Annotated in this window: 13 protein-coding genes; 11 read left to right on the forward strand and 2 right to left on the reverse strand. The window is 40.5% G+C overall.

The features are described from left to right. Nucleotides 1–233: 233 nt before the first annotated feature. The 4 genes from acnA (at nucleotide 234) to DH10bf12_RS12615 (ending at nucleotide 4,050) form a co-directional block, all read left to right on the forward strand. Nucleotides 234–2,945 (forward strand): aconitate hydratase AcnA, encoded by a 2,712-nt coding sequence (gene acnA, locus DH10bf12_RS12600; RefSeq protein ID WP_471735620.1) that lies wholly within the window; start codon nucleotides 234–236, stop codon nucleotides 2,943–2,945. A 122-nt stretch (nucleotides 2,946–3,067) separates the two neighbouring features. Then, entirely contained in the window at nucleotides 3,068–3,202 is a 135-nt protein-coding gene (locus DH10bf12_RS12605; RefSeq protein WP_471735621.1) for an FbpB family small basic protein, read from the forward strand. A 99-nt stretch (nucleotides 3,203–3,301) separates the two neighbouring features. Next, on the forward strand, nucleotides 3,302–3,745 hold the full coding sequence (locus DH10bf12_RS12610; RefSeq protein ID WP_471735622.1) for an acyl-CoA thioesterase: 444 nt from the start codon (nucleotides 3,302–3,304) through the stop codon (nucleotides 3,743–3,745). Next, nucleotides 3,745–4,050 carry a hypothetical protein gene (locus DH10bf12_RS12615; RefSeq protein WP_471735623.1) on the forward strand — a complete coding sequence of 102 codons (306 nt, stop codon included), beginning with the start codon at nucleotides 3,745–3,747 and terminating at the stop codon, nucleotides 4,048–4,050. Before DH10bf12_RS12610 ends, DH10bf12_RS12615 begins: the two co-directional genes overlap by 1 nt. Nucleotides 4,051–4,070: 20 nt before the next feature. On the opposite strand, the gene DH10bf12_RS12620 is transcribed toward DH10bf12_RS12615, so the two are convergent. After that, nucleotides 4,071–4,364 carry a HesB/YadR/YfhF family protein gene (locus DH10bf12_RS12620; protein WP_471735624.1) on the reverse strand — a complete coding sequence of 98 codons (294 nt, stop codon included), beginning with the start codon at nucleotides 4,362–4,364 and terminating at the stop codon, nucleotides 4,071–4,073. Between the two features lie 95 nt (nucleotides 4,365–4,459). On the opposite strand from DH10bf12_RS12620, the gene DH10bf12_RS12625 reads away from it, so the two are divergent. Next, on the forward strand, nucleotides 4,460–4,705 hold the full coding sequence (locus DH10bf12_RS12625) for a twin-arginine translocation signal domain-containing protein (RefSeq protein WP_471735625.1): 246 nt from the start codon (nucleotides 4,460–4,462) through the stop codon (nucleotides 4,703–4,705). Between the two features lie 32 nt (nucleotides 4,706–4,737). Here DH10bf12_RS12625 and plsY read toward each other — a convergent pair whose 3' ends face one another. Beyond that, on the reverse strand, nucleotides 4,738–5,322 hold the full coding sequence (plsY, locus tag DH10bf12_RS12630; protein WP_471735626.1) for a glycerol-3-phosphate 1-O-acyltransferase PlsY: 585 nt from the start codon (nucleotides 5,320–5,322) through the stop codon (nucleotides 4,738–4,740). A 186-nt stretch (nucleotides 5,323–5,508) separates the two neighbouring features. On the opposite strand from plsY, the gene DH10bf12_RS12635 reads away from it, so the two are divergent. The 6 genes from DH10bf12_RS12635 (at nucleotide 5,509) to parC (ending at nucleotide 13,076) form a co-directional block, all read left to right on the forward strand. Further along, nucleotides 5,509–6,480: an ABC transporter ATP-binding protein gene (locus tag DH10bf12_RS12635; RefSeq protein ID WP_471735627.1), complete on the forward strand. Its 972-nt coding sequence runs from the start codon at nucleotides 5,509–5,511 to the stop codon at nucleotides 6,478–6,480. Continuing rightward, nucleotides 6,477–7,124, forward strand: a complete 648-nt coding sequence (locus tag DH10bf12_RS12640) for an ABC transporter permease (protein WP_471735628.1) — start codon at nucleotides 6,477–6,479, stop codon at nucleotides 7,122–7,124. Before DH10bf12_RS12635 ends, DH10bf12_RS12640 begins: the two co-directional genes overlap by 4 nt. 14 nt (nucleotides 7,125–7,138) lie before the next feature. Further along, complete coding sequence (locus DH10bf12_RS12645; protein WP_471735629.1) at nucleotides 7,139–8,053, forward strand: glycine betaine ABC transporter substrate-binding protein; 915 nt, start codon at nucleotides 7,139–7,141, stop codon at nucleotides 8,051–8,053. A gap of 13 nt (nucleotides 8,054–8,066) precedes the next feature. Then, the gene (locus tag DH10bf12_RS12650; RefSeq protein WP_471735630.1) at nucleotides 8,067–8,477 is read left to right on the forward strand and encodes a CoA-binding protein; all 411 of its coding nucleotides are present in this window, start codon (nucleotides 8,067–8,069) and stop codon (nucleotides 8,475–8,477) included. A gap of 218 nt (nucleotides 8,478–8,695) precedes the next feature. Next, nucleotides 8,696–10,648, forward strand: a complete 1,953-nt coding sequence (parE, locus tag DH10bf12_RS12655) for a DNA topoisomerase IV subunit B (RefSeq protein ID WP_471738236.1) — start codon at nucleotides 8,696–8,698, stop codon at nucleotides 10,646–10,648. A 4-nt stretch (nucleotides 10,649–10,652) separates the two neighbouring features. Further along, entirely contained in the window at nucleotides 10,653–13,076 is a 2,424-nt protein-coding gene (parC, locus tag DH10bf12_RS12660) for a DNA topoisomerase IV subunit A (protein ID WP_471735631.1), read from the forward strand. The last annotated feature ends 63 nt before the right edge of the window (nucleotides 13,077–13,139 follow it).

Genomic DNA, 13,139 nt, shown 5'->3' on the forward strand with positions numbered 1-13,139 from the left:
TATTATGTTGAAAAAGCACTACATAAAACAAAATTGTTAATTCACCATGTTAAAATCCTTTAAGGTTGATTTTATTAGGGAGTTATTAATCGAAAATCGCTTTTTTGATAAGTTCTGCTTATCAAATAACATAACTTTATTGATATTTACTTATGAAGTTAATTGTATTAAGATTGAATTGTGCGAAAAAAGTTACATAACGTCGCTTTACAAAATATTGAGGGGGAAAAAAGATGGCTAATCAGGATATTTTCCAATCGAAAAAATCTTTTGAGCTAGAAGGTAAACGCTATCATTACTACGAGCTGAAAACGCTTGAAGAAAAGGGCTTTACAAACATTTCTAAATTGCCATACTCGATTCGTGTTCTGCTCGAATCTGTATTACGTCAATATGACGGAAGAGTGATTAAAGAAGATCACATTAAAAACCTTGCAAACTGGGGTTCTGAAGAAGTAAAGGATTCAGAAGTGCCATTTAAGCCTTCTCGTGTTATTCTTCAGGACTTTACAGGTGTACCGGCAGTTGTTGACCTTGCTTCATTACGTGATGCAATGTCTAAAATGGGCGGATCACCTGACAAAATCAATCCTGAAATCCCGGTTGACCTTGTTATTGACCATTCAGTACAGGTAGATAAGTACGGAACACCGGATGCACTTCAGGTCAATATGGACCTTGAATTCGAACGTAATGCAGAGCGTTACCAGTTCCTTTCATGGGCTCAAAAAGCATTTGACAATTATCGTGCAGTTCCACCTGCTACAGGTATCGTACACCAGGTAAACCTGGAGTATCTTGCGAACGTTGTTCATGCAATTGAGAATGCTGAAGGCGAAACAATTGCTTTCCCTGACACGCTTGTGGGAACTGATTCTCATACAACAATGATCAATGGTATTGGTGTATTAGGCTGGGGTGTTGGTGGTATTGAAGCTGAAGCAGGTATGCTTGGACAGCCTTCATATTTCCCGATTCCTGAAGTAATCGGTGTACGCCTTAAGAACCAGCTGCCTCAGGGGGCAACTGCAACTGACCTAGCACTGAAGGTAACACAGGTACTCCGTCAAAAGGGCGTAGTAGGCAAGTTTGTTGAATTCTTCGGTGACGGTGTTGCGAATCTGCCACTTGCAGACCGTGCAACAATCGCAAACATGGCACCTGAATATGGTGCTACATGCGGATTTTTCCCTGTAGATGAAGAATCACTTAACTACATGCGCTTAACTGGCCGTGAAGACAGCGACATTGCAGTAGTAAAAGAATATTTGCAGCGTAATGATATGTTCTTTACAACTGATAAGGAAGATCCAACATATACGGATGTTGTTGAGCTTGACCTGTCAGTCGTTGAGCCGAACCTTTCAGGACCAAAACGTCCTCAGGATCTGATCCCGTTATCAGCAATGCAAAAAGAATTCCATAAAGCACTTACTGCAAAAGAAGGTGTTCAGGGATTCGGACTTGAAAAACAGGAAATCGATAAGGAAGCAGTTGTTGAATTCAGTAATGGTGATGTAGCACCTATGAAGACTGGTGCAATTGCAATTGCTGCGATTACAAGCTGTACAAATACGTCTAACCCTTACGTAATGCTTGGTGCCGGCTTAGTAGCTCAAAAAGCAGTAGAGCTTGGAATGGAAGTACCAAAGTACGTAAAAACATCACTTGCACCAGGTTCAAAAGTTGTTTCAGGTTATCTTCGTGATGCTAATCTGCTTGATCCACTTGCAAATCTGGGCTTTGACCTGGTTGGTTATGGCTGTACAACGTGTATTGGTAACTCAGGCCCGCTTCTTCCTGAAATTGAAAAAACGATTTCAGAAAGTGACCTGCTTGTATCATCAGTGCTATCTGGAAACCGTAACTTTGAAGGACGTATCCATCCATTAGTACGTGCAAACTACCTGGCATCTCCACCATTGGTTGTTGCTTATGCACTTGCAGGTACTGTGGACATTGATCTTCAAAACGACCCGATCGGTAAAGGGAAAGATGGACAGGATATCTTCCTTAAAGACATCTGGCCGACTACAGAAGAAGTCAATGAAATCGTTAAATCAACTGTAACGCCTGAACTTTTCCGTGAAGAGTATGAGCGCGTATTTGACAACAACGAAAGATGGAATGAAATTGAAACAAATGATGATGCACTTTATGCATTTTCAAATGATTCAACATACATTCAGAACCCGCCATTCTTTGAAGGACTTACAGAACACCCATCTGCGATCGAAACGCTTAGCGGAATGCGTGTTGTAGGTAAGTTTGGAGATTCTGTTACAACTGACCATATTTCTCCGGCTGGTGCGATTGGTAAAGATACACCTGCAGGAAAATACCTGCGTGAAAACGGTGTTGAGATCCGTGATTTCAACTCATATGGTTCCCGCCGTGGTAACCATGAAGTAATGATGCGTGGTACATTTGCAAATATCCGTATCCGTAACCAGATTGCTCCTGGTACTGAAGGTGGATATACAACTTACTGGCCAACTGGTGATGTGATGGCAATTTATGATGCTTGTATGAAGTATCAGGAAAACAATACAGGTCTGGTTGTACTTGCAGGTAAAGATTACGGAATGGGCTCTTCACGTGACTGGGCTGCAAAAGGAACTAACCTTTTAGGCATTAAGACAGTCATTGCAGAAAGCTATGAGCGTATTCACCGTTCAAACCTTGTATTCATGGGTGTACTGCCGCTTCAATTCAAAAAAGGCGACAGTGCAGAAACGTTAGGATTAACAGGTAAGGAAACAATCGCTGTAAACATTACAGATGATGTGAAGCCTCGTGATATCCTGACAGTTACAGCAACTGATGAAGACGGGAAAGTAACTGAATTTGAAGTGCTTGCACGTTTCGATTCAGATGTAGAAGTAGACTACTACCGTCACGGCGGGATTTTAAGAATGGTTCTGCGTGATAAATTAACTGTATAATTGATTAAATCCGGCAGTTTGATGACTGCCGGATTTTTTGTGTTTAATAATTGAAAAATTCTAACTATTTTAGTTTAAAGTGTCTTCATCTGTGACATACTGTAATAGGAGGTGTTAAGAGAATGAGAGTGAAAGGTAAATCTTTTCAGGAATTGCTGGCAGAGAATCGATCTGACATCAAAAAAGATCCTGTGAAAATGGATCGCATTGAAGAGCGTCTGGAAAAACGATGGGCTACTTGGAGTGAAAAAAACTAATCAGATCGCATTCTGTCCCGACGGATAGGGTGCTTTTATTTTTTTTATTAAAGATTTCAGATATAATGAGGCTACATTGTAATGAAATGAGGGTTTTTCATGCTCACAGCTAAGAAAGAGATTGAAGTACGCTATGCTGAAACGGATCAAATGGGTGTTGTTTATCATGCGAATTATTTAGTATGGATGGAGATCGGGCGGACATCATTAATTGAGACGATGGGATTCAAATATTCTGATATGGAAGACGAAGGGATTCTGGCCCCTGTAATGGATATCAATATATCCTATAAAAGCCCTGCGAAGTATGGAGATAAGGTAACAATACATACATGGATGGAACACTATGACGGCTTAAGAACTCATTATGGATATGAAATTTTGCTGAATGACGGCACATTGGCAGCTTCAGGGCTTTCAAAGCATGTATGTGTAAAAAAAGATAATTTCAGACCCGTGTCAGTTAAAAAATTTTTTCCGGCATGGCATGAGGCCTGTGAACAAAACAAAAAGCAGCTCGATATGCAGGAGAGTAAGCGTTAATGGCATTTGGGATAAAGAGGGCTGAACTCGTAAAGTGGAAGCAGGATATTGATAACGGTAAAATTGCTTTTTTAACCCATTTTTGGGTCGATGACCGCTTCAGTCAGATGAAAACTGTCACAAAGGTTGGAGCACTTAGCATTGACCAGCTTTATAAGTGGGGCAGTCAATATGGACTAAAAAAAGAGTGGATTCATATCAGGGAAGACGGATACTCACACTATGATTTAATCGGGCATACACAGCTCGAAATCCTAGAAGCAGAAGGATTAACAGAGCATATTAAACGTTTTCGATTAAATTAAAAAAACCGCATTTCTGCGGTTTAAGCTTTTTTATACTCATATTCAGGACCTTCAAGTTTTGTATCATATGCTACATGAAGGTCATGTCCATCAAAATACCAGACGTCACTTTCTTCTACAAAGAAGTGTATGCCTGACATTTCAGTTTCTGCTGCAGGTTCGATAGGTTCATCTTTGGAAACCCCTAAAGAAAACCCATCCTGTACAGCACTGGAACCTCCATATTTAGCAAAGAACCTTACGTGGGAGCCCTTTTCAATTTGCATTTCGCTTTTAAACCATTCAAGTGCGTCATCAGACAAAGTAATATTCAATTGAAAAACTCCTTTCATGAATACAGCTGAATGCTGCTTAATTAATCTACATTATAAAGTAAGTTATATATTGTGACAAAGAAAGGGTGTTACAGATGGAAAAAAATCTGTTTTGGATCATTGGAGCATTTATTTTTGGAGGGCTGGCGATTCAGGTATTCATTCAGCTTGAGCCAGATTATTACGTTGAAGCACTTCTATCAATTTTAGTTGGTGCTATTATTTATTTTGGACTCGTTGTAGTAAGCAAGAAAAATCGTCGTTCATTTCTGACCGCTACCGGCATTTTAGCTGCTGCAGCGATTGTGATGATATTTGTTTCTCCATATTTAGCGCATTAAAAAACCGTGCTGTCACCTGACAGCACGGTTTTTTACATCCACTTAATCTTTGGCTCGGTTTTGTTTTTTATTCTTGTGATATTATCTTTATGTCTCACTACAATAAAAATTGCCATTACACCGACTATAATCGTTAAAAACAGATCACTTGTAAAGAACAGGCAATAGATAATACCAAATGCGGCTGCTGCCATAGAGGAAAGTGATACATATTTAGACAGCTTTAAGGCAATAAGGAATGCAAGTACAACCAGCACAAAAAGAATCGGTTCATATCCGAGTACCACTCCGGCAGAAGTGGCTACGGCCTTCCCGCCCTTAAAGCCGGCAAACACAGGGAAAATGTGACCAATAACTGCCACTACACCAGCAACAAGCATCAGTTCAGGCTGACCAAATAGAACAGGTGTCAGCGTAGCTGCTGTTCCTTTTAAAATATCAATCATCGTCACAACGATGCCTGCTTTTTTCCCGAGTGTCCTGAAGGTATTTGTAGCGCCAAGGTTTCCGCTGCCGAAATTTCTGATATCTTTTTTATAAAACGCTTTACCCACCCAGAGTCCTGACGGTATTGAACCGAGAATATAGGCGATAATAAAAATGATTGCAAATTCCATTTTTAATCTCCTTAAAAAATGTATAATGAATATTCTTATCTTATCATGAAAATTGACTTAAAAAATAAGTTTTTCATCACGCCTAAAAAACTTTAGTGTAATAAAAATGTCGAATTATACAAAAATGAAGTTTATGAGGATTGTACTAGGGGAAATAATTGAAAGATATAGGGAAGGGGTAGATCTATGATCAAGTTTAATAATGTTTCCAAAACCTTTGACGACGGGACGGAAGCAATCAAAGACATGAACTTACATATAAAAGAGGGGCAGCTTGTCGCACTGATCGGTCCCAGTGGCTGCGGTAAAACAACAACCATGAAAATGATCAATCGTCTGATCAGTATCACATCGGGAACAATCGAAATTGATGGTAAAGACACAAGTAACATTAAAGAAGTAGAGCTGAGAAGAAATATCGGTTATGTTATACAGCGAATCGGTCTTTTTCCGCATATGACGATTGAAGAGAATGTTGGACTGATCCCTAAGCTCAAAGGTAAAAAGAAAGCTGAATATGAAAACAGAGTGGATGAACTGCTGAATCTTGTAGGATTAAATCCGGAAATTTATAAAAAGCGATATCCGCTTGAATTGAGCGGTGGACAGCAGCAGCGTGTAGGTGTTGTGCGTGCCCTTGCAGGGGAACCTCCGATCATCTTAATGGATGAACCTTTCAGTGCACTTGATCCCATCAGCCGAGAACAGTTGCAGGATGAACTTAAACAGCTCCAGACAACGATCAAGAAAACCATCGTTTTTGTTACACATGACATGGATGAAGCATTGAAAGTAGCTGATGAAATTGTTGTGATGAAAGACGGTGTGATTCAGCAGATCGCAGCACCAAATGACCTCCTTAAAAATCCTGCTAATGACTTTGTCCGATCATTTATAGGGGAAGAACGGATCCAGACCTATCTGAATGATCACTCCAGACAGAGTATTAAGCCATTTATACACACCATGAATGATCGTCCACAAAGCGAACATGTTTTAGAGAGTTCCTCAACAATTAAAGAAGCAGTCAGGTATTTTGTGAAGTACAAGGTTGATACAGCTGCAGTTCAGGAAAATGGTCAGGTAATCGGCGTGCTAAAAAAGGATCGTCTTTTAACAGCTTTAGCTGGAATCGATGAAGAGGAGGCGATCGGATGAATATATTTCAATCTTTTATAGATACTGTTACATCCCGTCAGGACCTGATCGTTGAAGCTACGCTTGAGCATCTTTACTTATCTTTTACTGCTATTTTTATTGCCATTCTTATCAGTCTGCCACTCGGTATTTTCATTTCACGAAATCAAAAAGTGGCAGAGTTTTATATTGGTGTTACTGCCGTTTTTCAAACGATCCCAAGTCTTGCTTTATTCGGATTTCTAGTACCGGTTATGGGTATTGGATTTGAAACAGCTCTGATTGCGCTGATTATATACGCGTTGCTGCCGATTTTAAGAAATACATATACAGGGATCACCGGGGTCGATCAGGCAGTAATTGAAGCAGGGCGCGGAATGGGTATGACGAACAGCCAGATATTATTTAAAATTGAACTGCCATTATCCCTGCCTTTTTTAATGGCCGGAATCAGAACAGCAACTGTTTTAACAGTAGGAGTTGCCACACTGGCTACATTCGTAGGAGCCGGAGGGCTTGGTGACGTAATTTGGAGAGGCCTGCAGTCTTATAATAATAATCTCGTTTTGGCAGGCGCTATACCGGTGGCACTCTTAGCACTGATGTTTGACTTTATATTAAAAATGCTAGAAAAGAAAACAACACCAAAAGGGTTAAAATCATAATGAGGAGTGATCGAATGAAACATTCAAAAAAAATTGCAGGCGCATCGTTAATTGCTTTATCAGGAATCATTGCAGGATGTGGAAGTGACAGTGGCTCCGGGGGTGCCAGTGATCCAATTATCGTAGCAGGAAAACCTTGGACAGAACAATACATTCTCCCGCATATCCTTGAGCTTTACATTGAAGCGAATTCAGACTATGATGTAGAACTTGAGGAAGGGCTTGGAGAGGTATCTATCCTTACGCCGTCACTTGAAAATGGGGATATTGATATGTATGTTGAGTACACAGGGACTGGACTTGAGGCTGTTTTAAATGAAAAAGCTGATCAGGGTGAATCCAGCGATTCTGTTCTGGAACGTGTAAGAGAAGGATATGAAGAGCGTTTCGAAGTAACATGGCTAGAGCCGCTTGGTTTTGAAAATGGTTATACAATGGCGTACAGAAGCGGGGAAGATTTAGAAGCTTCAACATACAGCGAACTTGCAGAAGTGAGCAGTGATCTCGTCTTTGGTGCACCTCACTCATTTTATGAGCGGGAAGCAGATGGGTATGACGCGCTTGTAGAAGCTTATGGATTTGAATTTACATCAGCTGAAAGCTTTGATGCGAGTATTATGTATGATGCTGTCAGAACAGGTGAAGTTGATGTGATTCCAGCCTTTACTACAGACGGACGAATAGAAAGATTTGAACTTGCAACAACTGAAGATGATCAGGGCTTCTTCCCTAAATATGACGCAGTGCCGCTTGTCCGTCAGGAAATTCTGGACAATTACCCTGAACTTGAAGAAGTGATGAGCGGTCTTGCAGGCCAGATCTCAGAAGAAGAGATGCAGGAAATGAATGCGAAAGTTGATATCGACGGAGAAGATTACAGAGCTGTCGCAGAGGAATTTTTGCTGGGTAAAGGACTTATTGAAGAATAAGGAGATGTGTTAAATGCAAAATCCTGAACGTAATGAAATCAGATCAATTTTACAGGACGCTAAAACAATTGCGGTTGTCGGCTTAAGTGATAATCCTGCCAGGACTTCACACAGTGTTTCTAAAGCGATGCAGGATGCCGGATATAAAATTATTCCGGTGAACCCGATGATTGATGAAGCTTTAGGTGAAAAATCTTTAAAAAGTCTGAAAGACATTCCTGATCACGTGGATATAGTAAATGTATTCAGGCGGTCAGAATTTTTAAAAGACCTTGCAGCGGATTATCTTGAAACCACTGCACCTGTTTTCTGGACACAGCTTGACGTGGTGGATAAAGAAGTATTTAATCAGTTAACTTCAGAAGGCAGAAAAGTCATTATGGACCGCTGCATTAAAGTCGAACACAGTATTACACAGCCATAAAAATTGAGCACTGCAATCTGCAGTGCTTTTTTATTGTTTTAATTTCAGTAAAATAAAAAATATTACGGGTTGACACAAGTATTTTATCTAATTGCATTTGAAATGCCTGATAAAATAAGTATAGAATATGATGGGTACAGCATTTATATGCTATAATGAAGAAAAACGAACACCTGTTTGTATAGCTGGAAGGGGAATTTTGAGTGACTAAAAAATCAATGATGGAATATAACGATGATGCAATCCAGGTGCTTGAAGGTCTGGAAGCCGTCCGAAAAAGGCCTGGTATGTATATAGGCTCTACTGATGCAAGAGGATTACATCACCTTGTTTATGAAATCGTAGATAATTCCGTGGATGAAGCACTTGGTGGCTACGGAAATCGTATAGATGTAAAAATTCATAAGGATGACAGTATATCTGTCAGGGATTATGGAAGAGGTATGCCTACAGGAATGCACCGCTCTGGAAAGCCAACCCCGGAAGTCATTTTTACAGTTCTTCATGCGGGAGGAAAATTCGGTCAGGGCGGATATAAAACAAGTGGTGGTCTGCACGGTGTTGGTGCATCTGTTGTGAATGCACTATCTGAATGGCTCGAAGTAACAATTTACCGGGATGGCTCTGTTTTTAAACAGCGTTTTGAAAATGGAGGCAAACCGGTAACGACACTTGAGAAAAAAGGATCAACGAAAGAATCAGGCACACTGATACACTTTAAGCCGGACCCGACAATTTTCAACACAACACATTATAATTATGAAACGCTCAGTGAAAGACTCCGTGAAAGTGCGTTTCTTTTAAAGGGCTTTACAATTGAAATAGCTGATCTCAGAGCGGATCAAAAAGAACTGTTTAAGTTCGATACTGGTATTCAGGCCTTTGTTTCTTACTTGAATGAAGAAAAGGATACATTACACCCTGTCGTTTCATTTGAAGGCGTACAGAGTGAGATTGAAGTTGAATTCGCGTTTCAGTTTAATGACGGATTTTCTGAGACGATTTTATCCTTTGTTAATAATGTCAGAACAAAAGATGGCGGTACTCATGAAGCAGGTGCCAAAACTGCAGTAACACGGGTATTTAATGAGTACGCCAGAAAAGTAAGTCTTCTGAAAGATAAGGATAAAAACCTTGAGGGTAGTGATATTAGAGAAGGGTTTGCAAGTATCATTTCAATCAGGGTTCCTGAACAGATCCTGCAGTTCGAGGGTCAGACAAAAGGTAAATTGGGTACTTCCGAGGCACGATCTGCGGTTGATGCAGTTGTAGCAGGTAAACTGCTGTATTTCCTTGAAGAAAATCCTGATATCAGCTCTATGCTGATTAAAAAGGCGATCAGGGCTCAACAGGCTAGAGAAGCTGCGAGAAAAGCAAGAGAAGACGCCAGAAATGGTAAAAAGAGAAAAAGGTCAGATACAATACTTTCAGGTAAACTGACGCCCGCGCAGTCTAAAAATGCGGCGAAAAATGAATTATACCTGGTGGAGGGTGACTCAGCCGGTGGTTCTGCTAAGCAGGGACGTGACCGGAAATTTCAGGCAGTACTTCCGCTGCGGGGTAAAGTCATTAATACTGAAAAGGCTAAATTAGCTGATATATTTAAGAATGAAGAAATTAATACAATTATTCATGCGATCGGTGCAGGAGTTGGACCGGATTTTAATCTCGATGATGTTCAATACGATAAAGTAGTTATTATGACCGACGCTGATACGGATGGAGCACATATTCAGGTACTGTTACTGACATTCTTTTACCGCTATATGAAGCCGCTTGTAGAAGCCGGTAAAGTGTATATTGCATTACCGCCGCTTTATAAAGTCAGTAAGGGCGCAGGGAAAAAAGAAGTCATTGAATACGCCTGGACAGACGATGAATTAGGCAAAGTCCAAAAGAAAGTCGGCAAAGGCTATATGCTGCAGCGCTATAAAGGTCTTGGTGAGATGAATGCCTCACAGCTTTGGGAAACAACAATGGATCCTTCAACCAGAACTTTAATCCGTGTCAGAATTGATGATGGTGCCAGAGCTGAAAGACGCATCACCACATTGATGGGAGACAAGGTTGAACCAAGAAGAAAATGGATCGAGACACACGTAGCCTTCGGGTTGGAAGATAACGAAAATATTCTCGAAAATGAACAGATCATGACATCAGAGGAGGAATAATGAAATGACAGCAACAGAACGTTTTCAGGATCTTCCTCTAGAAGAAGTTTTAGGGGACAGATTCGGCCGATACAGTAAATATATTATTCAGGAAAGAGCACTGCCGGATGCACGGGACGGACTGAAACCTGTACAGCGCAGAATTTTGTATGCCATGCATATGGAAGGCAACACTCATTTAAAAGGCTTCAGGAAATCCGCTAAAACGGTGGGTAATGTAATCGGTAATTATCACCCGCACGGCGACTCTTCTGTGTATGAAGCAATGGTCAGAATGAGCCAAAGCTGGAAAGTGCGTAACCGGCTAGTTGAAATGCATGGGAATAACGGGAGTATCGATGGAGATCCTGCTGCAGCCATGCGTTACACTGAGGCGAGACTTTCTGCCATTTCAGGAGAACTGCTAAGGGATATTGAATCTGAAACCGTGGATCATATCCCTAACTTTGATGATACTTCAGAAGAGCCGGTTGTTCTTCCTGCACGTTACCCTAATTTACTCGTCAATGGTTCAACCGGAATCTCTGCAGGATATGCCACTGAAATTCCGCCGCATCATATTGGTGAAGTCATTGATGCAGCAGTAATGAAGATTGAGAAACCTGATGTAACGGTAGAAGATCTTATGACAGTGATTAAAGGTCCTGATTTTCCTACAGGTGGAATTATTCAGGGTGTAGAAGGAATTGAGAATGCTTACCGTACAGGTAAAGGAAAAATTGTCATCCGGGGTAAAGTGGATGTGGAAGACATCCGTGGTGCAAAACAACAGCTTGTGATCACTGAAATACCTTACGAAGTAAATAAATCTGTACTCGTAAAGAAAATGGATGAATACCGTGCAGATAAAAAAGTTGAAGGGATCGCGGAAGTCCGAGATGAGACTGACCGAACAGGGCTTAGAATTGTCGTTGAACTAAAAAAAGAAGCAGATGCAAACGGCGTGCTGAATTTCCTGTATAAAAACACTGATCTTCAGGTACATTACAATTTTAATATGGTGGCAATTCATAAAAAGCGGCCAATGCTGATGGGACTTAATGATTTACTGGAAGCCTATATTGATCATCAGAAAGAAGTTGTAACAAGAAGAACTAAATATGATTATGATAAAGCAATTAAACGAAAGCATATCGTTGAAGGCTTAATTAAAGCATTATCAATACTGGATGAGGTTATTGAAACAATCCGTGCTTCTAAAGACAAAAAAGATGCGAAAAATAATCTGGAGCAGCAATTTGAATTCACTGAAGCACAGGCAGAAGCAATTGTTTCGCTTCAATTATACCGTTTGACGAATACAGATGTGACTGCCCTGCAAAAAGAGGCTGCTGAGCTTGACGCTAAGGTCACACAGCTTGAGGCGATCTTAACAAGTGACACAAAACTTCTTTCAGTGATCAAAAAAGAATTGAAAGCAATTAAAAAGCAATATGAAAACAGTAGACTTTCAGTAATTGAGCGTGAGATTGAAGAAATCAAAATTAATATGGAAGTACTTGTAGCAAGTGAAGACGTCTATGTATCTGTGACTAAAGACGGCTATATCAAACGTACCTCCCAAAGGTCTTATGCTGCCTCAAACGGAAATGACCTTGCCATGAAAGACACCGACAGATTGCTAACACTGCAGCATATTAATACAACTGATTCGCTTCTGCTCTTTACAAACAAGGGTAATTACATTCATTTCCCTGTTCATATGCTGCCTGAGATCAGGTGGAAGGACCTTGGCCAGCATTTCTCATCAATCGTTTCGGCTGACAGGGATGAAGAAATCATTCACGCAGAAGGAGTCAGAAGTTTTGAGCATGATTCACTCATTTTTGTAACAAAAAATGGTATGGTCAAAAAATCGGAGTTAAGTCTTTATCAAGCACAGCGTACTGCACGGGCTCTTGTCGCTTTAAATGTTAAAAAAGGTGATGAAGTCATTGAAGTACACAGAACTGACGGCACTAAGACGTTAATGCTTGCTACACACTTCGGATACGGTCTCAGGTTTTCAGAAGAAGAGGTTAGTATTGTTGGTCAGCGGGCAGCTGGTGTAAAAGGAATAAACCTCAAAGATGGGGATTTTGTTGTTTCAGCGATGATTGCTGAAGATAATGATAGTCTGATCGCTGTCACACACAGAGGTGCTGTTAAAAAAATGGCAGTATCTGAGTTTGAAAAAGGATCAAGGGCTAAACGTGGTCTGATCATGCTGAGGGAACTAAAGAAAAATCCACACCGCCTTGTGAAGCTTTTCAAATCAGGGCCTGGTGATCACTTTACACTTGAAACAAATAATGGTCACCGTACCGTGATTCAGTCTAAACAGCTTCGAAATAATGATCGTTATTCGAATGGATCCTTTATTATTGATGAAAATGAAAAAGGAAATGTCACTCAGGCCTGGAGAAATATGATAGCTGAAGAGGTTTAAAAAAACCACTCTCCGGGGAATGGAAGGAGGTGCCGCTTTCTTCCATTTTCCAATAAAACTAAA

Source organism: Jeotgalibacillus sp. 10bf12 (assembly GCF_055597105.1).